The following is a 21,408-nucleotide window of genomic DNA, read 5'->3' as shown; positions in this document are numbered from 1 at the left end:
CGGCCCGCCTGGTGGGCGCGGTGGGTCGGGGGGCGGCTGGCCCGGCGGGTGTGGGCGCTGCCGTGCCGGTCGGTCCAGCGGGCGCGGCTGATCCGGGGACAGCCGGTTCGGTACGCGCCGCTGGTCCAGGGGCAGTTGGGCCCGTGCGCTTGGCCGGTCCGACGGCGGTCGGCCGAGCGCGTGTGGGCCTTGCGGCGGCGGTCGGTCCAGTGCGTGCGGCTGTTGCCGTGCCAGTCCGTCCAGTGCCTGGGGCCGTTGCAGCGGCGGCCGATTCAGCACGCGTGGCCCATTGGGCGGCGGCCGACCCAGCGCGCTTAGCCGTTGCCGTGCCGGCCCGTCCAGCGTGCCCCGCCGGTCCAGTGGCCGTCAGTCCACCGGCGCCGTCGCCTCGGCCCCGCTCTCCCCGGCGGCAGCCATACGTGCCGTGAGCGTCACCCCGACCGCCACTGTCAGCGCGGACACCAGGCCTGCCGCGAGCACCGCCCAGGAGCCCAGGAAGGTGCAGCAGATCACCAGCAACGCCGAGACCGGAAGTACCAGTTGCTGGGCGAGGCCCACCTTGTAGTGACGGGCGTGCAGCGCCCACACGCTGAGCAGATACAGCGCCGTCGGCACGGTCACCGCGGCGGACGCGGCCAGTGTGGAGATGTGCGCCTTGCCGATGGCCTCCGTGACCGCCACCTCCAGACCGGCGCCGATCGTGGCCGCCGACGCGAAGATCAGATAGTGGCCGTACCCCCACAGGAACGCCTGCCGGTTGGACCGGAGATGGCCGTGGATCGGCACCACGAAGTAGATCCACCAGGCGGCGAACACGATCAGCAGCCCACCCGCCGCGATGGGCAGCAGTTCGCCCAGCGCGTCGTGCTCGTCCACTCCCGATTTCACGGCCACCGTGGCCGCCGCGATCGTCTCGCCCAGCACGATGATCGTGAACAGCCCGTACCGTTCCGAGATGTGGTGCGGATGCCACGGCGTAGGGAAGTCTTTCTCCGCGTAGCGTGGCACGCACAGCTCGGCGATCACCATCACGAGGAACACCCAGCCCCGGGCCGGTTCCGGCAGGACCACCAGGCCCGTCCAGCCGACCATGCAGAGCAGCACGCCGGCCGCGTACCGCAATGCCATCGTCCGCTCCGGCCCGCGGGCGGCCCGTGCCGCCCGCAGCCACTGCGTGGCCATCGCCAGCCGCATGATCACGTAGCCGAGCCAGACGACCAGGTAGTCGTGGTGTTCGAAGGCCCGTGAGACCCCGGCCGCGAGGACCAGGACGCCGGAGATCTGCACCAGGGTCACGACCCGGTAGAGCACGTCGTCGTTGTCGTACGCCGAGGCGAACCAGGAGAAGTTCATCCAGGCCCACCAGATCGAGAAGAACTGCATCGCGTAGTTCAGGACGCCCTCGCCCGCATGCCCCTCCTCGACGGCGTGCGCCACTTGGAGGCCCGCCTGCGCGATGGCCACGACGAAACACAGGTCGAAGAAGAGCTCCAGCGGCGAGGCGACCCGGTGCGGCTCGTCCCGGCCCCGGGCGGTGAGCGGGCGCAGGGGTCGTAGGGGGCGCTGGGGGCGGTGAGTCTCGGACGTCATGGGGCCAAGCACAGCAGATAACGTCCGCCGGGGGCCGTACCCTGGAGGCATGAGTACCGTCCCCGCACCCGAGCCGCGCGATCCCAAGCCCGCGCTGGTCTTCGACGACCCGCTGAGCCGGCCGTCCTCGGACGACACGGACCGCGGGTGGGGCGAGCGGCCCGAGGGCGACAGCGCGGCCGACCTGAAGCGCTTCCTCGACGAGAAGCCGCCCCACCACATCTGAGCCCTCGGCCACGCTTGAGCCGCCGGTCGCCCCAGCGCCGTCGGCTACGGCTCCCGGTGTCCCTCGCCGCGCTGCGCGACCAGCGCGTCGCGGATCTCCTTGAGCACCTCCAGCTCGGTGATCTCGATGACCTCGTGCGTGCCCTCCTTGGCCTTGCGCTGGGCCTCCGCCCGGGCCAGGTACTTCGACATCGGCAGGACCATCAGGAAGTAGACGACCGCCGCGGTGATCACGAAGCTGAGGGCGGCTCCCAGCACGGAGCCCCACATCAGCTGGATGCCCTTGTCGCCGGAGCAACTGCTGCTCAGGCACGAGCTGTAGGTGTCCAGGTTCTGTGTGCCGATCGCCCCGACGAGCGGGTTGATGATCCCCTTCACCACCGAGTTGACGATGTTCGTGAAGGCGGCGCCGATGACGACCGCGACTGCCAGATCGACGACGTTCCCGCGCATCAGGAAGGCCTTGAAGCCCTGCCAGACGCCCGGTTCCTTCTTCTTCTCGCTCAACTCGGAGCCTCTTCTCGCACGCGCAGGGGGTGGAACCAACAGCTCCGCAACCTACGTCAAGGCACGGCCGCCCTGTCCAATTCAGTAGCTCGAACGAGGGACTTGACAGCAAGTCGCCGAGGCGCCGAAAGGCACGGTTCACCCAACGGACCACTCCACGGACCACCCGACCGATCAGCACATCGTCACCGCCAACCGCGCCGTGGCGCTCGCGCCGGCCAGCCGCGCCGCAGTGGAGCGCGGCACCGACAACACCACCAACGCCCCGCCGCCGTCCGTCACTTCGAGCGGCTCGGGCACCTTCGTCACCCGCGCCCCGCGCGCGACCACGTGGGCGTCACCGCCCGCCGCCGACTCCCCGGCTGCGATCACATCGACCCGGTCACCGGCCCGCAGCAGCCGGACCGTGCCGGCGTCGGCGATCCGCACCGGCGCCGACACCCACTCGACCGCCCGGCGCTGCCGTACCGGATCGACCACCGGATGCCCACGAGGCCGCTCGCTGTGCCGCCCCTCCGCAGCATCACGCGGGCCCGCCGCCACGAGCGCGGCCGCGGTCAGCGCCAGCCCTGCAGCTACGGCCCGCCTTCGATGCCGTAGCAACCGGCGCAGTTGACAGCGCCCGCCGCGCACCCGCACCGGTGCGAAGTGCGGCACCTCGCATGTGGGCGGAGCGTCGGAGCCCAACGGGCGCGGAAAGGAATCCGTACCCGACGGGCCCGTGAAGGGGAGCGTGGAGGGAGGGGAGAAGGGCATGGGGACCACCACCTGCGACGAGGGATCAGCTTGCGGTCCCCACGATGCGGGAATCCGCCGAGGCCCGCCGGAGCCCGTGTGCTACCCGCCGGTTGTGGACAACTCCCTCACCCGAACGGGAAGTTCCGCATCCCCGGCGCTCTCCGAATCCCCAGCCCCAGCTGCGGCGGCTGCGGCTAGGGCAGTTCGAAGCCCGGGTCCATCCCGCCCAGCGCGTTCGCGCACAGGCAGTCGCGCGCCCCGCTCTCCGGCAGCGCGGCCACCGTGTCGAACAGCACGCCCCGCAGCCGGTCCACGTTGGCCGCGAACACCCGCAGCACCTCGTCGTGGGAGACGCCCTCGCCGGTCTCGGCGCCCGCGTCGAGGTCGGTGACCAGGGTCAACGAGGAGTAGCAGAGCTCCAGTTCACGCGCGAGCGCCGCCTCGGGGTGGCCGGTCATGCCGACCACCGACCAGCCCTGCGCCTGGTGCCACAACGATTCGGCGCGGGTCGAGAAGCGCGGGCCCTCGACGACCACGAGCGTGCCGCCGTCCACCGGCTCCCAGTCCCGCCCGCGCGCCGCCTTCAGCGAGGCCGCCCGGCCGGTGGGGCAGTAGGGGTCGGCCAGGGACACGTGCACCACGTTCGGCACCGCGCCGCCGGGCAGCGGGAGTCCGTCGAAGTACGTGCCCGTCCGGGACTTCGTACGGTCCACCAGCTGGTCCGGCACCAGCAGCGTGCCCGGCCCGTACTCGGGGCGTAGCCCGCCCACCGCGCACGGGCCGAGGACCTGGCGCACGCCGACGGAGCGCAACGCCCAGAGGTTGGCCCGGTAGTTGATGCGGTGCGGCGGCAGATGGTGACCGCGCCCGTGCCGGGGCAGGAACGCGACCCGCCGGCCGGCGATCTCGCCGAGGAAGAGGGAGTCGCTGGGCGGTCCGTAGGGGGTGTCCACCTGGATCTCGGTCACGTCGTCGAGGAACGAGTAGAACCCGGAGCCACCGATTACGCCGATCTCTGCGTTCGCCATGGCCAGCACCCTAGCCGCCGTCGAAAAGCCACAGGAACGGATGCGCGAACCGGCTCCGGAAACGCCGAAAACCCTGCCGTCGTACGACGACAGGGTCCCGCGGAAGAGTCCTACGCGGCGGAGCTGTTACTGCTGGACGAGGAGCCCGAGCTCGACGACTTCGAGTCCGAGGAGGACGACGAGGTCGAGGGGGTGGACGGCTTCGAGTCCGAGGACGTCGACGGCTTCGCGGTGGCCGGCGAGCTGCTCGACGAGGAGCCGCGGCTGTCGTTCCGGTAGAAACCGGAGCCCTTGAAGACAATGCCGACCGCGGAGTACACCTTCTTCAGGCGGCCGCCGCAATTGGGGCACTCGGTCAGGGCGTCGTCGGTGAACTTCTGCACCGCCTCAAGGCCCTCGCCGCACTCGGTGCACTGATACTGGTAGGTCGGCACTGTTGTCTTCCTCCTGGCACTCTCACTCAATGAGTGCTAACGAGCGTCCATAGTGACGTATTCCCGGGGATCAGTCCACTGCCACCGGCACGCGGTGACCGACGCCACGTGCCACGGTGCGGCTGTGTGGCCTGGTCGCTAGGTGCGACCGGAGGGCCACCAGGGTCCCCAGGGCGAGCACCGTACCGGCCATCGGGACCAGGAAACCGGCGCCGCCCCACAGGCGGTCCTCCAGCTGTCCGGCGGCCGTGACGGCGGCGGCCTGGCCGAGGGCGACCGCGCCGGTCAGCCAGGTGAAGGCCTCGGTGCGGGCGCCGGCCGGGACGAGCCCCTCGACCAGCGTGTAGCCGGTGATCAGGGCGGGCGCGATGCACATGCCGACCAGGAGACCGAGGCCGGCCAGCAGCAGTACGGAGTGGGCGGTCCACAGGGCGGACGCGGTCAGCGCGAGCGCCGCGTAGCCGACCAGGAGGCGGCGCTGCGGGGCGACCTTCCAGGCGACGGCACCGCACACGATCCCGGAGAGCATGTTGCCGGCGGCGAACGTGCCGTAGAGGACGCCGTTCAGGCCGGGTTCGCCGATCGACTCGGTGAAGGCGGCCAGGGAGACCTGCATGCCGCCGAAGACGGAACCGATGCCCAGGAAGGTCACGATCAGCACGCGCACCCCGGGGATGCCCAGTGCGGAAACGTGCTCCACGCGTGCGTGCCCGATGAGCGCCACCTTGGGCTGGGTGCTCTTCTGGGCGGCGAACAGCAGGCCGCCGATCAGGGTGAGTCCCGCCTCCGTGATCAGGCCCGCGGCCGGGTTCACGGTGGTGCACAGGGCGGTCGCCAGGAGGGGGCCGAAGACGAAGGTCAGCTCGTCCGTGACGGACTCGAAGGCCGCGGCGGTACTCAGCAGCGGGGAGTCCTGGAGCTTGACGCCCCAGCGGGCACGCACCATGGGGCCGATCTGCGGCACCGAGGCGCCGGTCGGCACGGCCGCCACGAACAGAGCCCACAGAGGCGCGTGGCCGAGCGCGAGCGCCGTGAACGTCAGGCCCGACAGGGTGTGCACCAGGACGCCGGGGAGCAGGACGGCCCGCTGTCCGTGCCGGTCGGCCAGCCGTCCGCTGTAGGGCGCGAAAAGGGCCATGGAGACGCCGGTGACGGCCGCGGCGGCGCCCGCCGCGCCGTAGGAGCCGGTGGTGTGCTGCACGAGCAGCACGATGGAGATGGTGAGCATCGCGAACGGCTGGCGTGCCGCGAAGCCGGGGAGCAGGAACGTCCAGGCGCCACGCGTGCGCAGCAGCTGCCCGTATCCGGGACGGGATCCCGTCCCGGAGGTGACCGTGGATGCCACGGCCCGTGCCTTTCTGCCACCTGGTGGCGCGCCCCGTGCGGAGGGCGCCGAGCACTGTCCTCTTGCGCGGAACTGCGGTAGATACCGGTGCCCACGCGGAGAGGGATTCGGCCGCCATACGGTCGCGCCAGCACTGCGTCAGGCAGAGTTGGTTCGATCAGAATGTGCCTTCATCATACAGGCGATGAGACCCGCTGGGCCTGTGAAAACGGGCACCACGCGCGCGTTCACCTGTGATTGGCGAACGTGTGAACCGTACGAAACATGCCCTTAACGACCGGCGCCGGTGGTGTCCGTGCCCAGCCACCCCGCCAGCTTGCCGCCGTGGCCCACCGCGCGCAGCCGCTGCTCGGCCGCGTCCCGGACGGGGTCCGTGGCCACCACGAGGAGTTCGTCGCCGCGCCGCAGGACCGTCGAGGGCAGCGGGACAAACGATTTTCCGTCGCGTACGACCAGGGTGACCGCGGCCCCGGCCGGCAGCCTCAGTTCGTTGACCTCGACGCCGTGCATCTTCGACTCCCCGGGGATCGCGACGGACAGCAGATGCCCGCGCAGCCGCTCCAGGGGCGCCGATTCGATGCCGAGGTCGGCGGCCTCCGCCCCCTCGCCCAGCTTCAGCTTGCGGGCCAGCCAGGGCAGCGTCGGCCCCTGGACGAGGGTGTAGACGACGACCAGGACGAAGACGATGTTGAAGATGCGGCGGCTGCCTTCGACGCCGTTCACCATGGGGATCGTCGCCAGGATGATGGGCACGGCGCCGCGCAGCCCGGCCCAGGACATGAGGGTCTGCTCCTGCCAGGGCACCCGGAACGGCGAGAGGCTCACCACCACGCTGAGCGGCCGGGCCACCATCGTCAGCACCAGGCCGATGAGGAGCGCGGGCCAGACGTCGTCACCCAGCTCGTGCGGGGTGACGAGCAGGCCGAGCAGGACGAACATGCCGATCTGTGCGATCCAGCCGAGCCCCTCGGCGAAACCGCGCGTGGCGGGCCAGTGGGGCAGCTTGGCGTTGCCGAGCATCATCGAGGCGAGATAGACCGCCAGGAAGCCGCTGCCGTGCGCCAGGGCGCCCGCCGCGTACGCGGTGACCGCGATCGCCATGACGGCGATCGGGTAGAGGCCGGAGGCGGGCAGCGCCACGTGCCGCATGCCCCAGGAGCCGAGCCAGCCCACCGCGATGCCCATGGCCGCGCCGATGGCCAGCTCCAGGGCTATCTCAGCCACCAGCACGTACCAGTGCTCGACCGGGCCGGCCGTGGAGAAGGCGACGACCAGGATGACCACCGGGGCGTCGTTGAAGCCGGACTCGGCCTCCAACGTGCCGGTCACGCGCGCGGGGAGGGGGATTCGGCGCAGCACGGAGAAGACCGCCGCCGCGTCCGTCGAGGACACCACCGCCCCGATGATGAACGCCTGCCGCCAGTCCAGGCCGACCAGATAGTGCGCGCCCGCCGCCGTGACGCCGACGCTCACCGCCACCCCCGCCAGCGCCAGTGTGGCCGCGGAGGACAGGACCGGCCCGACCTCCTTCCACTTCGTGCCGAGGCCGCCCTCGGCCAGGATCACGACCAGGGCCGCGTACCCGATGACCTGGGTCAGCTCGGCGTTGTCGAAGTGGATGTCGCCGATGCCGTCCTGGCCCATGGCGACGCCGATCCCCAGGTACACGAGCAGGCTGGGGAGCCCGCTGCGCGAGGAGATCCGGACCGCCGCGACGGCGACGAGCAGGACGAGCGAGCAGACGAGCAGCAGCTGGTCGAGGTGGTGGACAGTCAGTGGCCTTCCCTTCCTCGGCTGACGCGCGTACGGAGCGGCAGCGCATGTACAGGGGACGCGAGGCTGCGGCGCCATGCATCCAAGTACTTCGTTACCTTACCTAACTCTTGACGCTTTCTTGACACTTCGCGAGGCAAGATCGAACTCCCGTCCGCGTCGGTACCCGACTCCGCGTCAAGTCGCCCGGGACCCTGCGCCTATGGTTGCTCCAGCGCTCAGTCAAAAGCACAGCCCGCCCTGCCGCTCGCGTTAGGACAGCAAGGACAGCGATGCCCCCCAACACCACCGCCTCATCGGGTCATAAGCCCGGCAAGTCCGGCAGGAAAAAGGGGCGCAAAGCCCGTCTGCTGGTGCTTGTTCTGGTAATGGCCATCATCGGGGGCATCGCCTACGGCGCGTACTGGTCGATCAGCACGGTTCGTGCCTCCCTCCCGCAGACCACGGGCTCGATCACGCTCGACGGCCTGTCGGGGCCCGTCGACGTCAAGCGCGACAGCTACGGCATCCCGCAGATCTACGCGTCCTCCGACGCGGACCTGTTCATGGCGCAGGGCTACGTGCAGGCGCAGGACCGGTTCTACGAGATGGACGTGCGCCGGCACATGACCGCCGGGCGGCTGTCCGAGATGTTCGGCAAGAGCCAGGTCAAGGACGACGAGTTCCTGCGCACCCTGGGCTGGGACCGGGTGGCTCAGAAGGAGTACGACACCAAGCTGTCGGCCTCCACGAAGAAGTACCTCCAGGCGTACGCCAAGGGAGTCAACGCCTATCTCCAGGGCAAGGACGGCAAGGACATCTCCCTGGAGTACGCGGCCCTCGGCTTCAGGAACGACTACAAGCCCCAGAAGTGGACCCCGGTCGACTCGGTCGCGTGGCTCAAGGCGATGGCCTGGGACCTGCGCGGCAACATGCAGGACGAGATCGACCGCGCCCTGATGACCAGCCGTCTCGGCCCCCAGCAGATCGCGGACCTGTACCCGGAGTATCCGTACAGCCGCAACCAGCCGATCGTCACCGAGGGCGAGTACGACGAGTACACCAAGACCTTCGACGGCGGTGACAGCTCCTCCAGCACGTCCACGAGCGGCACGACGGGCTCGACGTCGTCCTCGTCCGGTTCGGCCCTCACGAGCCAGCTGGCGGGCCTCTCGAACGTCCTGGACGACCTTCCGACGGCCGTCGGCGTGAACGGCCAGGGCATCGGCTCCAACTCCTGGGTCGTCGCCGGGAAGAACACCATCACCGGCAAGCCCCTCCTGGCCAACGACCCACACCTGGAAGCCTCGCTGCCGTCCGTCTGGTACCAGATGGGCCTGCACTGCCGCGCGATCTCCAGCAAGTGCCAGTACGACGTCAGCGGCTACACCTTCGCGGGCATGCCCGGCGTCGTCATCGGCCACAACCAGGACATCGCGTGGGGCATGACCAACTCCGGGGTCGACGTCACCGACCTCTACCTGGAGAAGCTCTCCGGCGACGGCTACCTGTACGACGGCACCACGAAGCCCTTCACGACCCGCACGGAGACCATCAAGGTCGCCGGCGGCGCGTCCAAGAAGATCGTCGTCCGGGAGACCAACAACGGACCGCTGGTCTCGGACCGCGACGACGAACTCGTGAAGGTCGGCAAGAAGGCCACCGTCGACACCGCGGCACCCGACAGAGGCGACGGCTACGGCATCGCCCTGCGCTGGACCGCCGAGGACCCGGGCAGCACCATGGACGCCGTCTTCGCCATCGACAAGGCGTCCGACTGGAGCGAGTTCCGCTCCGCGTCCGCGCAGTTCGACGTGCCCTCGCAGAACCTCGTCTACGCCGACACCAAGAACAACATCGGCTACACGCTGCCGGGCAAGATCCCCACGCGCGGGAAGGGCGACGGCTCGCTGCCGGTGCCCGGCTGGGACTCCAAGTACGACTGGAACGGCTACATCCCGCAGGCCGCCCTGCCGTACGAGTACAACCCGAAGCGCGGCTACATCGTCACCGCCAACCAGGCCGTGATCGACAAGGACAAGTACCCGTACACGCTCACCACGGACTGGGGCTACGGCACGCGCAGTCAGCGCATCACCGATCTGATCCAGTCGAAGATCGACGGCGGCGGCAAGATCTCCACCGACGACATGCGGCAGATGCAGCTCGACGACAGCAGCGAGATCGCCAAGCTGCTCGTGCCCAAGCTGCTGAAGATCGACGAGCCCGACCCGGACGTGCGCGAGGCGCAGAAGCTCCTGGAGGGCTGGGACTACACCCAGGACGCCGATTCGGCGGCGGCCGCCTACTTCAACTCGGTGTGGCGCAACATCCTCAAGCTCGCGTTCGGCAACAAGCTGCCCAAGGAGCTGCGGGTCGAGGGCCAGTGCCTGTTCGTCTCGCCGGTCGACACCACCGGTCCCGCCGACGAGGACAACCAGAAGGTGCGCGAGTGCGGCGAGCGTGACGCCGACCAGGCCCAACCGGACGGCGGCGACCGCTGGTTCGAGGTCGTCCGCAAGCTCATGGACGATCCCACCAGCGACTGGTGGAAGACCCCCAAGTCGTTCAACCGCCCGGGTGCGAGCAACATGAACCAGCTGTTCAAGCGCGCCATGATCGACGCCCGCTGGGAGCTGACCGCCAAGCTCGGCAAGGACATCGACACCTGGAGCTGGGGCCGGCTGCACCGCCTGTTCCTGAAGAACCAGACCCTGGGCGTCGACGGCCCCGCCATCGTCCAGTACGCCCTCAACCGCGGCCCCTGGAAGCTCAGCGGCGGCGAGGCCACGGTCAACGCGACCGGCTGGAACGCGGCCGGCGGCTACGGAGTCGTCTGGGTGCCGTCGATGCGCATGGTGGTCAACCTGGACGACTTCGACAAGTCCAAGTGGATCAACCTCACCGGAGCCTCCGGGCACGCCTTCAGCGCGCACTACACCGACCAGACCAGCAAGTGGGTCGACGGTGAGCTGCTGCCCTGGTCGTTCTCGTCCAAGGCGGTCGACGGCAGCACCAGCGACACCCTGGTCCTGAAACCGTGACGCGTTGAACGACCGAACACTCCGAAGTGGCCCTCCACGCACGCGTGGAGGGCCACTTCAGTTCCCCGCGAACCGCCGCACACCCGAGGGCGTCACCACCGCCCGCACCGGCCGGTCGTGCGCCTCCGTGGGCACGTGCTCGACGACCTCGGAGTCGTACAGCAGCACCACCAGCGCGGGGTGTACGCCTGCCCGCTCCAGCCGCGCCAGCACGCGGTCGTACGACCCCCCGCCGCGCCCCAGGCGCATCCCGCGCCCGTCGACCGCCAGACCGGGCAGCAGGACGACGTCGGCGCCGGTCACGGCGTCCGGGCCGAGCCGCTCGCCGGACGGCTCCAACAGGGCCATCTTTCCGCCGTGTCGGACCCGCGCGAGCGAGCCCTCACCGTCGTAGGAGCCCCAGTCCAGGTCGTTGTCCGGGAGAAGCGCGGGGAGGAGGACGTCGACGTCCCGCGCGCGGAGTGCGTCCAGGAGCGCGAGCGTTCCGGGTTCGCTCCCGACGGAGACGTACGCCGCCACCGTGCGCGCGTGCGTCAACTCGGGCAGTTCCAGGGCGCGATCGGCGAGCGCGACGCCGGCCTCCCGTACGTCATCGGCCGTCAACCTGTTCCTCACCGCGAGGAACTCTTGTCGCAACATTCGCTTGTCAGGCTCGGTTTCACGTCCTAGGTGACGCACAGGTTCCACCCGTATCCTTCCTAATATGCTCATATGAGAGTGTTTTAACCGGAGCCACAGATTCTGCACAAAGGCACCGGATAAGGTTCGGGCATGACTCAGTCGCACCCCAGGATCAGCAAGGCTGTCATCCCCGCAGCCGGTCTCGGCACCAGGTTCCTGCCGGCCACGAAGGCAACTCCCAAGGAGATGCTGCCCGTCGTGGACAAGCCCGCGATCCAGTACGTGGTCGAAGAGGCCGCGTCGGCTGGGCTCGACGACGTCCTCATGATCACCGGACGCAACAAGCGCCCCCTTGAGGACCACTTCGACCGCAACTACGAGCTCGAATCCGCCCTCCAGAAGAAGGGCGACGCGAGCCGGCTCGCCAAGGTCCAGGAGTCCAGCGACCTCGCGACCATGCACTACGTCCGCCAGGGCGACCCCAAGGGCCTCGGCCACGCCGTCCTGTGCGCCGCCCCGCACGTCGGCCACGAGCCCTTCGCCGTCCTCCTCGGTGATGACCTCATCGACCCCCGCGACCCCCTGCTCGCGCGCATGGTCCAGGTCCAGGAGCAGCACGGCGGCAGCGTCGTCGCCCTCATGGAGGTCGCACCCGAGCAGATCCACCTCTACGGCTGCGCGGCCGTGGAAGCCACCGCGGACGACGACGTCGTCAAGGTGACCGGCCTGGTCGAGAAGCCGGACGCGGCCGACGCCCCGTCGAACTACGCGATCATCGGCCGCTACGTCCTCGACCCCCACATCTTCGACATACTGCGCAAGACCGAGCCCGGCCGCGGCGGCGAGATCCAACTCACCGACGCCCTCCAGCAGCTCGCCACCGACGAGAAGGTCGGCGGCCCCGTGCACGGCGTCGTCTTCAAGGGCCGCCGCTATGACACCGGCGACCGGGGCGACTATCTGCGTGCCATTGTCAGACTCGCGTGCGAACGTGAAGACCTGGGACCGGACTTCCGGGCCTGGCTTCGCAGTTACGTAGCCGAGGAGATGTAGCAACGTTGAGCACCGCCGCGACCCGCACCGCAGGGCCCGACCACCTCTGGACGGTGGACGAGCACCTGGAGGACATCCTCGCGACCGTCCGCCCCCTGGAACCCATCGAGCTGCAACTGCTCGACGCCCAGGGCTGCGTCCTGGTCGAGGACATCACGGTGCCGGTCTCGCTGCCGCCCTTCGACAACAGCTCGATGGACGGGTACGCGGTGCGGGTCACGGACGTCGCGGGCGCGAGCGAGGAGTTCCCGGCCGTCCTGACGGTGATCGGCGACGTCGCGGCGGGTCAGGCCGAGCCGCTGCACGTGGGCCCGGGGGAGACCGCCCGCATCATGACCGGCGCCCCGCTCCCGCCCGGCGCCGAGGCTGTCGTCCCCGTGGAGTGGACCGACGGAGGCCTCGGTGGCGGCCCGGTCACCGGCATGCGGGCCCGCAGCCAGTCCCCCGAGGGCGCCGGCGGGCACGTGCACGTGTACCGCTCGGCCGAGGCACGCGCGCACGTACGCGCGAAGGGCAGCGACGTGAAGGCGGGCGACCGCGCCCTGGACGCCGGCACCGTCCTCGGCCCGCCGCAGATCGCTCTGCTCGCCGCGATCGGCCGCGGCACGGTCCGCGTGCGCCCCCGCCCGCGCGTGGTCGTCATGTCCACCGGCAGCGAACTCGTCCAGCCCGACGAGCAGTTGGGCGACGGCCAGATCTACGACTCCAACAGCTTCGCCCTCACCGCCGCCGCCCGCGACGCCGGAGCCATCGCCTACCGGGTCGGCGCCGTCGCCGACGACGCCGAGACCCTCCGCTCCACCATCGAGGACCAGCTCGTCCGCGCCGACCTCATGGTCACCACCGGTGGCGTGAGCGTCGGGGCGTACGACGTCGTCAAGGAAGCGCTGTCCTCCGTAGCGGACGAGGACGAGGAGGGCGCCGGGATCGACTTCCGCAAGCTCGCCATGCAACCCGGCAAACCCCAGGGCTTCGGCTCCATCGGCCCCGACCACATCCCGCTGCTGGCCCTCCCCGGCAACCCGGTGTCGTCGTACGTCTCCTTCGAGCTGTTCGTCCGGCCCGCGATCCGCGCCCTGATGGGCCTGGACGACGTCCACCGCCCGACGACCCGGGCCACCCTCACCACGGACAAGGCGCTGACCTCCCCGAAGGGCCGCAGACAGTTCCTGCGCGGGACGTACGCCGACGGCGAAGTCACCCCCATAGGGGGCGCCGGATCGCACCTGGTCGCGGCCCTCGCGCTCGCCGACGCGCTGATCGTCGTCCCCGAGGACGTCGAGTCCGTGGAACCCGGCACCGAGGTCGAAGTGGTCCTGCTCGGCTGAGCACTGCTGGTTGGCGGTACCGTGTCGCGCACAACACGCCCGGACCGGGAGCGCCACACAGCATGACTGAGCCTTTCCGAGGGAGCACCCCCGGACCCCCTGCGCACGACCGACTGACGCACATCGACGACGCGGGCGCCGCCCGGATGGTCGACGTATCCGGGAAGGACGTGACCGCGCGCACCGCCACCGCCAGCGGACGCGTCCTCGTCTCTCCCCGCGTGGTCGAACTGCTGCGCGGCGAGGGCGTCCCCAAGGGCGACGCCCTGGCCACCGCGCGCATCGCCGGGATCATGGGCGCCAAACGCACGCCGGACCTCATCCCGCTCTGCCACCCGTTGTCGGTGTCGGGTGTGAAACTGGATCTGTCGGTCGCGGACGACGCCGTACGGATCCGGGCCACCGTGAAGACGACGGACCGCACGGGCGTCGAGATGGAGGCCCTCACCGCGGTCTCCGTCGCCGCGCTCACCGTGATCGACATGGTCAAGGCGGTCGACAAGGGAGCGGTCATCACGGACGTGCGCGTGGAGGAGAAGACGGGCGGCAAGTCGGGCGACTGGAGCCGGACATGACGCCCGACAGCACCGAGCCCGCGCGGTACCGCGCTCTGGTGGTCACCGCCTCCAACCGCGCTGCCTCCGGCGTCTACGAGGACAAGGGCGGACCGCTGATCGCCGACGGCCTGAAGGGCTTCGGGTTCGTGGTCGAGGGCCCGCAGGTGGTCCCCGACGGCGACCCCGTGGAGGCCGCCCTGCGCGCCGCCGTAGACGCCGGTTACGACGCCGTCGTCACCACCGGCGGCACCGGTGTCTCGCCCACCGACCGCACCCCCGAGGCGACCCGCGCGGTGATCGACTACGAGGTGCCGGGCATAGCCGAGGCCATCCGGGCGTACGGACGGGAGAAGGTGCCGACCGCGGCGCTCTCCCGGGGCCTGGCCGGAGTCGCCAGGGGCACGCTCATCGTCAACCTGCCGGGTTCCACCGGCGGGGTGAAGGACGGCCTCGCCGTCCTGGAGCCCCTGCTGGCGCACGCCGTCGACCAGATCCGAGGCGGCGATCACACCAGACCCGCCGACACCAGTGGGGGTGCGAGCTGAACAGCCCATCCTGGCCCGCCGTGCTGGTGGACGGCGACATCGTCCTGAGGCCGATAAAACTCCGCGACCAGCGCGTCTGGCGCGAGGTCAACCGGCGCAACCGGGACTGGCTGCGCCCCTGGGAGGCGACGATTCCGCCGCCCACCCCCAGCGGGCCGATCGCACACCGGCCGACCTACCGGCAGATGGTCCGGCATCTCCGCTCCGAGGCGAACTCGGGCCGGATGCTGCCGTTCGTCATCGAATACCAGGGGCGCCTGGTCGGGCAGTTGACGGTCGCCGGGATCACCTGGGGTTCGATGTGCTCGGGGCACATCGGCTACTGGGTGGACGAATCGGTGGCCGGGCGCGGCGTGATGCCGACGTCCGTGGCACTCGTCGTCGACCACTGCTTCCGTGCCGTGGGACTGCACCGCATCGAGGTCTGCATTCGCCCGGAGAACGGCCCCAGCCGCCGGGTCGTCGAGAAACTCGGATTCCGCGAGGAGGGCCTCAGGCCCCGTTATCTCCACATCGACGGCGCATGGCGCGACCACCTCGTCTTCGCACTCACCGCGGAAGAGGTGCCCGAGGGGTTGCTGGCCCGCTGGCAACGGGCACGCTCCCGGAGCACCCCGCACGACAATCCCGCATAACCGGAGGCGTGGAGGCAGGCGAAGAGGCAGGCGTAGGGCGAGAAGTCCGGAAGCCCAGAAATGGAATACGTGTTCGAAAGTGATCGACCGATGACCGTCTTGGGGCAATGAATTCGCCAACTCCGCGGCCTGTTGATCGCATCGGTCACAAAAAAAGCTCGAAATATCAGCCAGATCGTGCGACACACCGGCTCAATTGGCAGATGGCCTCACGCAAACCCCTCTACCGTGTGAGGCGTGAGCAGCAGCGGCCTCATCTACGCAGTCATTGTCGGGGCCTGGGCCGCCTACTTGGTGCCGATGTGGCTCCGTAGGCAGGACGAGCTGAACGAGGCCCGTCCGACGGAACGCTTCAGCACCGCCATCCGGCTGCTGTCCGGACGGGCGGGAATGGAGCGCCGGTACGCCAAGGACCTGCGGGCGCGCTCCACCGAGGAGGAGGAGCCCAGCGCCGTCGTGCCGGACGTCGTCACCGACTCGGTGGACGTCCGGGCCTTCGCCATGCCCCCGGCCCGTCCCCAGGTGCACGCGCCCGTCCGGCAGCAGAGCCAGGACCGGCCGGAAGCGGCGCGAGAACCGGAGCGCGCGGCGGTGCGCGAACCGGCGCGCGAACCCGAGCGTGAGCCGGTCCGCGAACCGGCGCGTGAGCAGGCGTCCAAGCCGGTACCCCAGCAAGCCTCCGCGCCGGCCCAGACGCCCAAGTCCGCACCCGTGCCTGCGCGCAAGCGCGTCCCGGTCGCGCGGCGCAGCCCCGCCGAGGAAGCCGCGGCAGCGCGCGCCCGGCGGGTGAAGGTGCTCGCGCGCCGCCGACGTACCACCGTGATGCTCTTCCTCGCCTTCACGCTCGGCGCGATCGTCGCGGCGGTCGGCGGACTCGCCCTGCTCTGGGCGCCCGGCGTACCGGCGGTACTGCTCAGCGGGTACATCGCCTACCTGCGCGCCCAGGAACGCCGCCGCTTCGCCTACCAGATGGACCGGCGCCGGGCCGAGGTCGCCGCGCAGCGACTGCGGGAGCGTCAGCCGCGCAGGCGCGCGTCCGTGGACGCCGGGATCGACGACGCCGAGGAGAGCCCGGAAGCGGAGACGGACCCGGGGCTGTCCGCGCTCGCCGCCGACCGTCGCGCCCTCGTCGAGCAGACCGACCACGCCGAGTGGGTCGACCAGCAGCGCGAGCGGCAGCGTCGGCCGGGCCAGGGCGACAGTTGGGACCCGGTACCGGTGCCGCTGCCGACGTACGTCACCGCGCCCGTCGCGCCGCGCGCCACGTCCGACGTGGACCTCGGGGCGCCCGACGCGTGGAGCTCGGCCCGCTCCAGCTCCGTGGCGCCGGAGCAGGCGGCGCAGTCCGCCGCGCGGGACGACCGCGATGCCCGGGACAGCCGGGACGCCCGGGACGAGGACGCGGAGGACCTGTCGGAGGACAAACCGTCGGCCGACGGCCGCACCGACGCCCGTCGCGCCGCCTCCGCCCGCCGTGCCCGTGAGCGGGGCCGAACGCCCCTGTTCGACCAGTACGAGGACGGCGAACGGCCCCGCGCGGCCAACGAGTGACCAGGCAAGGAACGGATTTCCAAGCACCCTGACGGGGATGCTAGAGTTTCACTCGTTGCAAGGGCCTGTGGCGCAGTCTGGTAGCGCACCTCGTTCGCATCGAGGGGGTCTGGGGTTCAAATCCCCACAGGTCCACCGCAATGACTGTTCTTGAGCTGGCTCAGGGGTAGTTGATGAGGTCCCACCAATCTTCGTGATGGGTGGGACCTTCGTCGTTTCCGGGGTCTGTTCTCCGGTGCGGGTTGGGCCGGCTTCAGTCCGCTGGGAGGGCGAACCACCGGAGATGGACGGGGCGGGCTCCGGGTGATGCGTCTTCCGGGCCGTGGGAGAAGCGGGCCAGTAGGTCCGTACCGATGCGGATCCGATACGGCTGGTGCTCAAAGAGACCGAGGCGTCGACCGTCGTGTCACAGGACCCGTTGGTCGTTGCCTTCGGGGTGGCGGACAACCGGTTTGCGGCGCCGAGGACTTCGGGCTGTGGCCGACTGGGGCCGGTGCTCGGGTGCTACGGATGCCGTCCCCGGCCGGCGCGAACAGCCTCGATCTGGATGCGCGGGTGTCCTTTCGCGCCTACGGTTCCACGGGCAGTTCCACGGCCGGTTCTACGGCCGAGATATCCCGATGAGTCGCTCCGCGGACCGCGGGACCTGAACGTCACCGCCGAGGGAGTCGTAGGGGCTCACAGTGCCTTCGCGAAGCACCGGCTGTCGTCGTGGAAGCGGTAATAGCCGAACTTCACGCAGGGCTCGTAGCCGCTGGACGTGTAGAGGGCGATGGCCTCCGGCTGCTTGGTGCCGGTTTCCAGGACCATGCGGGTGCGGCCGGCCGTGCGGGCGTTCTCCTCCAGGGCGGCCAGCATGCGGCGGGCGAGGCCCAGGCCGCGGGCCTGCCCGATCACGTACATGCGCTTGAGTTCGGCGTCGCCGTCCTCGTTGCCCTCGCCGTTGGCGTCCTGGGAGCGCCAGCCGCCGGTGGCCACGGGGTCGTCGTGCTCGTCGTACGCGATGAGGTACACGCCGTTCGGCGGGGCGAAGTCCGACGGGTCCAGGATCGTGGCGTCGCCGCCGTCGCCGTAGCGGTCGTGGTACTCCGCCTGGACCTGGTCGTTCAGCTTGACGGCGTCGGGGTGGTCGAACGGGACGGGGCGTATATTCATGCCGAGTATCGTACTTCTATGCGAAGGGAGGGTCTGCGGGGTTCTGCGCGGGCCCGCGAGGGTCTGCTCGGGGCGGATCCGGACTGTGTCCAGTGTGCCGGTACTGTGCCCGAGTGCTCACTGTGACCTCTGCCAATGTGAACGGACTGCGGGCCGCCGCGAAGAAGGGCTTCGTGGAGTGGCTCGCGGAGACCTCCGCCGATGTGCTCTGTCTGCAGGAGGTGCGGGCCGAGCCGGAGCAGTTGCCGGAGCACGTCCGCGCCCCCGAGGGCTGGCACGTCGTGCACGCCCCGGCCGCCGCCAAGGGCCGCGCCGGCGTCTCCCTCTACACCCGCCGCGAGCCGGACCGCGTCCAAGTCGGTTTCGGGTCGGCCGAGTTCGACGGGAGCGGTCGTTACGTCGAGGCCGACCTCCCCGGCGTCACGGTCGCCAGCCTCTACCTGCCCTCCGGTGAGGTCGGCACCGAGCGGCAGGACGAGAAGGTCCGCTTCATGGGTGAGTTCCTCGCCTATCTGAAGGGGCTGCGTGAGCGGGCCGCCGCCGACGGGCGCGAGGTCGTCGTCTGCGGCGACTGGAACATCGCCCACCAGCCCGCCGACCTCAAGAACTGGCGCGCCAACCAGAAGAACTCCGGCTTCCTGCCGGAGGAGCGGGAGTGGCTGAGCAGCGTCTTCGACGCGGAGGGCGGGGCGTATGTCGATGTCGTGCGCGCCCTGCATCCGGACGTGGAGGGGCCGTACTCCTGGTGGTCCTACCGGGGGCGGGCGTTCGACAACGACAGTGGTTGGCGGATCGACTATCACGTCTCGACGGCCGGGCTCGCCGCCAAGGCGGTCAAGGGGTATGTCGAGCGCGCGGCCACACATGACGAGCGCTGGTCGGACCACGCGCCCGTGACGGTGGTCTACGACCTCTGAGGTCCGTGGTCGCCGCCGGCCTGCAGGCGGCGGTCCATCGCCATCGACAGTTCCGCCTCCACGACGCTCTTCGCCAGCGGTCGTAGGCGTTGCAGGTCCTCCGCCGTGCGGCCCCCGGAGAAGACCAGGTCGGTGAAGAGTTCGGCGAGGGCGTCCGTGTGTTCGCGGACGCGGCGGCCCGCGCTGAGGACGTCGGCGAGGGGGATGCCCTCGCGGACCAGGGCGGCCGTGACGTCGAGCAGGCGGCGGCTGATGTGGACGATCTCGCCGCCGTCGGTGCCGAGGTAGCCCAGTTCGAGCGAGGCGGCGAAGTTGTCCGGGGTCGCCTGGTCGCCGAAGTAGTCGGCGAGGGCCTCCGGGGTGAGCCGTACCGGCGTCTCCTCGGTGGGGGCGCCGAGGCCGAGCAACTCGCCCACGTTGCGGCCGTGGTCGAAGGCCTCGGCGAGTTCCGCGATGCCGTTGAGGGTGTGGCCGCGCTCCAGGAGCGCCGAGATGGTGCGCAGGCGGGCCAGGTGCGTCTCGTCGTACCAGGCGATACGGCCCTCCCGGCGCGGCGGGTGGATGAGTTTGCGCTCGCGGTAGAAGCGCAGGGTGCGCACCGTGATGCCGGCCTCCGCGGCCAGTTCCTCCATGCGGTACTCGCGCTTCTCCGCCCGTTCCGCCTGTTCTGCCTTCTCCGCCACGCCCGCACCCTACGTCGTACCCTCAGTAACTTTCCTTGTCCCGACCCCTACCCATGAGTAAGAAGCTGCCCTACGCTCCGATTGCGCCAGTGTTCACTGGCGCAATCGAGTGGGTTGTGAGGAAGGGCACGGGATGACCGAACGCGAGCATGTGCGGGTGGCGGTGATCGGGTCCGGGTTCGGCGGGCTGGGGGCCGCGGTGCGGTTGCGGCGCGAGGGCGTCACCGACTTCGTCGTCCTGGAGCGCGCCGACAGCGTGGGCGGGACCTGGCGGGACAACAGCTATCCCGGCTGCGCCTGCGACGTGCCGTCCCATCTGTACTCGTTCTCCTTCGCGCCGAACGCCGACTGGCCGCGCACCTTCTCCGGCCAGGAACACATCCGCGCGTACCTGGAGAACGTCGCGGACGTCTTCCGGCTCCGGCCCCACATCCGCTTCAACTCCGAGGTCAAGATGATGACTTGGGACACGGAGCGGCTGCGGTGGGACATCGAGACCACCGGCGGTTCCTACTCCGCCGACCTCGTCGTCTCCGCCACCGGGCCGCTGTCCGACCCCAAGATCCCGGACATCCCGGGGCTCGACTCCTTCCCCGGCAAGGTCTTCCACTCGGCCCGCTGGGACCACGACTACGACCTGCGCGGCAAGCGCGTCGCCATGGTCGGCACCGGCGCCTCCGCGATCCAGATCGTGCCGGCGATCCAGCCCGACGTGCAGCGCCTCACCCTCTTCCAGCGCACCCCGCCCTGGGTCATGCCCCGCGTCGACCGCCCCATCAGCGGCGCCGAACGCGCCCTGCACCGCGCGCTGCCCTTCACCACCCAGGCCCGGCGCGGACTCCTGTGGGGGCTGCGGGAGTTGCAGGTCCAGGCGTTCACCAAGCGGCCCAACGAGCTGGGAATGGTCGAGCAGTTGGCCAAGCGGAACATGGCCCGCTCCATCAAGGACCCGGCCCTGCGCGCCCGGCTCACCCCCGACTACCGCATCGGCTGCAAGCGCATCCTTCTCTCCAGCACCTACTATCCCGCCCTCGCCCGGCCCAACGTCGATGTCGTGGCAAGCGGGTTGAGCGAGGTCCGCGGGTCGACCGTCGTCGCCGCCGACGGCACCACGGCCGAGGTCGACGCGATCGTCTTCGGTACCGGCTTCCACGTCACGGACATGCCGATCGCCGAACGGGTCGTCGGCGCGGACGGGCGGACGCTCGCCGAGGTGTGGGCGGGTGGAATGCAGGCCCTGCGCGGGGCCTCCGCGGCCGGATTCCCCAACTGGATGACCATCATCGGGCCCAACACCGGCCTCGGGAACTCCTCCATGATCCTGATGATCGAGTCCCAGCTGAACTATCTCGCCGACTACGTACGGCAGTTGGACGTCCTGGGCGGCCGCGTCGCCCTCGACGCCCGGCCGGGCGCGGTGAGCGCGTGGAACCGGCGCGTGCAGGAACGGATGAAGCGCACGGTGTGGAACACGGGCGGCTGCACGAGCTGGTACATGGACGCCTCCGGTCTCAACACCACCATCTGGCCCGGCACGACAGCCGAATTCCGCAAGGCCACAAGGCGGGTCGACCTCACGGAGTACGAGGTCGTGCGAGCGCGGGTCGACAAGAAGTCGGAGTCGGCGGAGCGGACGGAGGTGGTGGACGCGTGAGCCGTCTCCTGCACGTTGCCTCCGGGCCGTACGCCCCGCCCGTCCC

General features: G+C 70.2%; 20 protein-coding genes and 1 tRNA gene. 11 read left to right on the top strand and 10 right to left on the bottom strand.

Annotated elements, in window-relative coordinates:
• Window positions 1-366: 366 nt before the first annotated feature.
• Window positions 367-1,590 carry a low temperature requirement protein A gene (locus AC31A1_RS22570; protein ID WP_489655042.1) on the bottom strand — a complete coding sequence of 408 codons (1,224 nt, stop codon included), beginning with the start codon at window positions 1,588-1,590 and terminating at the stop codon, window positions 367-369.
• Window positions 1,591-1,639: 49 nt separating this feature from the next.
• Between AC31A1_RS22570 and AC31A1_RS22565 the strand changes: the two genes are divergently transcribed.
• Window positions 1,640-1,816 (top strand): hypothetical protein, encoded by a 177-nt coding sequence (locus AC31A1_RS22565; RefSeq protein WP_106971187.1) that lies wholly within the window; start codon window positions 1,640-1,642, stop codon window positions 1,814-1,816.
• A gap of 44 nt (window positions 1,817-1,860) precedes the next feature.
• Here the strand turns inward: AC31A1_RS22565 and mscL are convergent, their stop codons facing one another.
• The 6 genes from mscL to AC31A1_RS22535 all read right to left on the bottom strand — a co-directional run bounded on the left by mscL (window position 1,861) and on the right by AC31A1_RS22535 (window position 7,718).
• Window positions 1,861-2,322 (bottom strand): large conductance mechanosensitive channel protein MscL, encoded by a 462-nt coding sequence (gene mscL, locus AC31A1_RS22560; RefSeq protein ID WP_489655041.1) that lies wholly within the window; start codon window positions 2,320-2,322, stop codon window positions 1,861-1,863.
• A 174-nt stretch (window positions 2,323-2,496) separates the two neighbouring features.
• Window positions 2,497-3,078 (bottom strand): hypothetical protein, encoded by a 582-nt coding sequence (locus AC31A1_RS22555; RefSeq protein ID WP_489655040.1) that lies wholly within the window; start codon window positions 3,076-3,078, stop codon window positions 2,497-2,499.
• Between the two features lie 176 nt (window positions 3,079-3,254).
• Window positions 3,255-4,088: an S-methyl-5'-thioadenosine phosphorylase gene (locus AC31A1_RS22550; protein ID WP_489655039.1), complete on the bottom strand. Its 834-nt coding sequence runs from the start codon at window positions 4,086-4,088 to the stop codon at window positions 3,255-3,257.
• A 110-nt stretch (window positions 4,089-4,198) separates the two neighbouring features.
• The gene (locus tag AC31A1_RS22545) at window positions 4,199-4,522 is read right to left on the bottom strand and encodes an FmdB family zinc ribbon protein (RefSeq protein ID WP_489655038.1); all 324 of its coding nucleotides are present in this window, start codon (window positions 4,520-4,522) and stop codon (window positions 4,199-4,201) included.
• A 70-nt stretch (window positions 4,523-4,592) separates the two neighbouring features.
• Window positions 4,593-5,867: an MFS transporter gene (locus AC31A1_RS22540; RefSeq protein WP_489655037.1), complete on the bottom strand. Its 1,275-nt coding sequence runs from the start codon at window positions 5,865-5,867 to the stop codon at window positions 4,593-4,595.
• A gap of 270 nt (window positions 5,868-6,137) precedes the next feature.
• Window positions 6,138-7,718: a potassium/proton antiporter gene (locus tag AC31A1_RS22535; protein ID WP_489655036.1), complete on the bottom strand. Its 1,581-nt coding sequence runs from the start codon at window positions 7,716-7,718 to the stop codon at window positions 6,138-6,140.
• 194 nt (window positions 7,719-7,912) lie between these two features.
• On the opposite strand from AC31A1_RS22535, the gene AC31A1_RS22530 reads away from it, so the two are divergent.
• On the top strand, window positions 7,913-10,663 hold the full coding sequence (locus tag AC31A1_RS22530; RefSeq protein ID WP_489655035.1) for a penicillin acylase family protein: 2,751 nt from the start codon (window positions 7,913-7,915) through the stop codon (window positions 10,661-10,663).
• Window positions 10,664-10,720: 57 nt separating this feature from the next.
• Here AC31A1_RS22530 and AC31A1_RS22525 read toward each other — a convergent pair whose 3' ends face one another.
• Window positions 10,721-11,302, bottom strand: coding sequence for a 5-formyltetrahydrofolate cyclo-ligase (locus AC31A1_RS22525; protein ID WP_489655034.1), 582 nt, complete (start codon window positions 11,300-11,302; stop codon window positions 10,721-10,723).
• 132 nt (window positions 11,303-11,434) lie between these two features.
• On the opposite strand from AC31A1_RS22525, the gene galU reads away from it, so the two are divergent.
• From galU to AC31A1_RS22490, 7 genes are all read left to right on the top strand, one after another.
• Entirely contained in the window at window positions 11,435-12,337 is a 903-nt protein-coding gene (gene galU / locus AC31A1_RS22520; protein WP_366496916.1) for a UTP--glucose-1-phosphate uridylyltransferase GalU, read from the top strand.
• Between the two features lie 5 nt (window positions 12,338-12,342).
• The gene (gene glp / locus AC31A1_RS22515) at window positions 12,343-13,665 is read left to right on the top strand and encodes a molybdotransferase-like divisome protein Glp (protein ID WP_489655033.1); all 1,323 of its coding nucleotides are present in this window, start codon (window positions 12,343-12,345) and stop codon (window positions 13,663-13,665) included.
• 62 nt (window positions 13,666-13,727) lie between these two features.
• Complete coding sequence (moaC, locus tag AC31A1_RS22510; protein ID WP_365305676.1) at window positions 13,728-14,240, top strand: cyclic pyranopterin monophosphate synthase MoaC; 513 nt, start codon at window positions 13,728-13,730, stop codon at window positions 14,238-14,240.
• On the top strand, window positions 14,237-14,767 hold the full coding sequence (locus tag AC31A1_RS22505) for a MogA/MoaB family molybdenum cofactor biosynthesis protein (protein WP_489655032.1): 531 nt from the start codon (window positions 14,237-14,239) through the stop codon (window positions 14,765-14,767). Before moaC ends, AC31A1_RS22505 begins: the two co-directional genes overlap by 4 nt.
• A gap of 20 nt (window positions 14,768-14,787) precedes the next feature.
• A complete protein-coding gene (locus tag AC31A1_RS22500) occupies window positions 14,788-15,402 on the top strand; it encodes a GNAT family N-acetyltransferase (RefSeq protein ID WP_393752162.1) in 615 nt (204 codons plus the stop codon).
• 237 nt (window positions 15,403-15,639) lie between these two features.
• A complete protein-coding gene (locus AC31A1_RS22495; protein ID WP_489655031.1) occupies window positions 15,640-16,953 on the top strand; it encodes a hypothetical protein in 1,314 nt (437 codons plus the stop codon).
• A 61-nt stretch (window positions 16,954-17,014) separates the two neighbouring features.
• Window positions 17,015-17,088: transfer RNA gene (locus tag AC31A1_RS22490), tRNA-Ala, on the top strand.
• Window positions 17,089-17,631: 543 nt separating this feature from the next.
• On the opposite strand, the gene AC31A1_RS22485 is transcribed toward AC31A1_RS22490, so the two are convergent.
• Window positions 17,632-18,108: a GNAT family N-acetyltransferase gene (locus tag AC31A1_RS22485; protein ID WP_489655030.1), complete on the bottom strand. Its 477-nt coding sequence runs from the start codon at window positions 18,106-18,108 to the stop codon at window positions 17,632-17,634.
• 113 nt (window positions 18,109-18,221) lie between these two features.
• Between AC31A1_RS22485 and AC31A1_RS22480 the strand changes: the two genes are divergently transcribed.
• Window positions 18,222-19,025, top strand: coding sequence for an exodeoxyribonuclease III (locus tag AC31A1_RS22480; protein ID WP_489655029.1), 804 nt, complete (start codon window positions 18,222-18,224; stop codon window positions 19,023-19,025).
• Here AC31A1_RS22480 and AC31A1_RS22475 read toward each other — a convergent pair.
• Window positions 19,013-19,657: a MerR family transcriptional regulator gene (locus AC31A1_RS22475; protein WP_489655043.1), complete on the bottom strand. Its 645-nt coding sequence runs from the start codon at window positions 19,655-19,657 to the stop codon at window positions 19,013-19,015. The two genes, AC31A1_RS22480 and AC31A1_RS22475, sit on opposite strands and share 13 nt — an antisense overlap.
• A 184-nt stretch (window positions 19,658-19,841) precedes the next feature.
• On the opposite strand from AC31A1_RS22475, the gene AC31A1_RS22470 reads away from it, so the two are divergent.
• The gene (locus AC31A1_RS22470; RefSeq protein WP_489655028.1) at window positions 19,842-21,362 is read left to right on the top strand and encodes a flavin-containing monooxygenase; all 1,521 of its coding nucleotides are present in this window, start codon (window positions 19,842-19,844) and stop codon (window positions 21,360-21,362) included.
• Window positions 21,363-21,408 lie beyond the last annotated feature (46 nt).

It is taken from the genome of Streptomyces sp. P5F9, from assembly GCF_057961495.1.
Note: the sequence above shows the minus strand (reverse complement) of the source record. Positions and strands in the feature narration are given on the sequence as shown.

What these genes read in the sequence shown, in the direction of transcription:
- AC31A1_RS22475 (WP_489655043.1), bottom strand. Translation starts at nt 19,657, where the DNA reads ATGGAGGAACTGGCCGCGGAGGCCGGCATCACGGTGCGCACCCTGCGC.
- galU (WP_366496916.1), top strand. Translation starts at nt 11,435, where the DNA reads ATGACTCAGTCGCACCCCAGGATCAGCAAGGCTGTCATCCCCGCAGCC.
- AC31A1_RS22565 (WP_106971187.1), top strand. Translation starts at nt 1,640, where the DNA reads ATGAGTACCGTCCCCGCACCCGAGCCGCGCGATCCCAAGCCCGCGCTG.
- moaC (WP_365305676.1), top strand. Translation starts at nt 13,728, where the DNA reads ATGACTGAGCCTTTCCGAGGGAGCACCCCCGGACCCCCTGCGCACGAC.
- AC31A1_RS22550 (WP_489655039.1), bottom strand. Translation starts at nt 4,088, where the DNA reads ATGGCGAACGCAGAGATCGGCGTAATCGGTGGCTCCGGGTTCTACTCG.
- AC31A1_RS22470 (WP_489655028.1), top strand. Translation starts at nt 19,842, where the DNA reads ATGACCGAACGCGAGCATGTGCGGGTGGCGGTGATCGGGTCCGGGTTC.
- AC31A1_RS22535 (WP_489655036.1), bottom strand. Translation starts at nt 7,718, where the DNA reads ATGGCGCCGCAGCCTCGCGTCCCCTGTACATGCGCTGCCGCTCCGTAC.
- AC31A1_RS22525 (WP_489655034.1), bottom strand. Translation starts at nt 11,302, where the DNA reads ATGTTGCGACAAGAGTTCCTCGCGGTGAGGAACAGGTTGACGGCCGAT.
- AC31A1_RS22530 (WP_489655035.1), top strand. Translation starts at nt 7,913, where the DNA reads ATGCCCCCCAACACCACCGCCTCATCGGGTCATAAGCCCGGCAAGTCC.
- AC31A1_RS22570 (WP_489655042.1), bottom strand. Translation starts at nt 1,590, where the DNA reads ATGACGTCCGAGACTCACCGCCCCCAGCGCCCCCTACGACCCCTGCGC.
- AC31A1_RS22555 (WP_489655040.1), bottom strand. Translation starts at nt 3,078, where the DNA reads ATGCCCTTCTCCCCTCCCTCCACGCTCCCCTTCACGGGCCCGTCGGGT.
- AC31A1_RS22485 (WP_489655030.1), bottom strand. Translation starts at nt 18,108, where the DNA reads ATGAATATACGCCCCGTCCCGTTCGACCACCCCGACGCCGTCAAGCTG.
- AC31A1_RS22505 (WP_489655032.1), top strand. Translation starts at nt 14,237, where the DNA reads ATGACGCCCGACAGCACCGAGCCCGCGCGGTACCGCGCTCTGGTGGTC.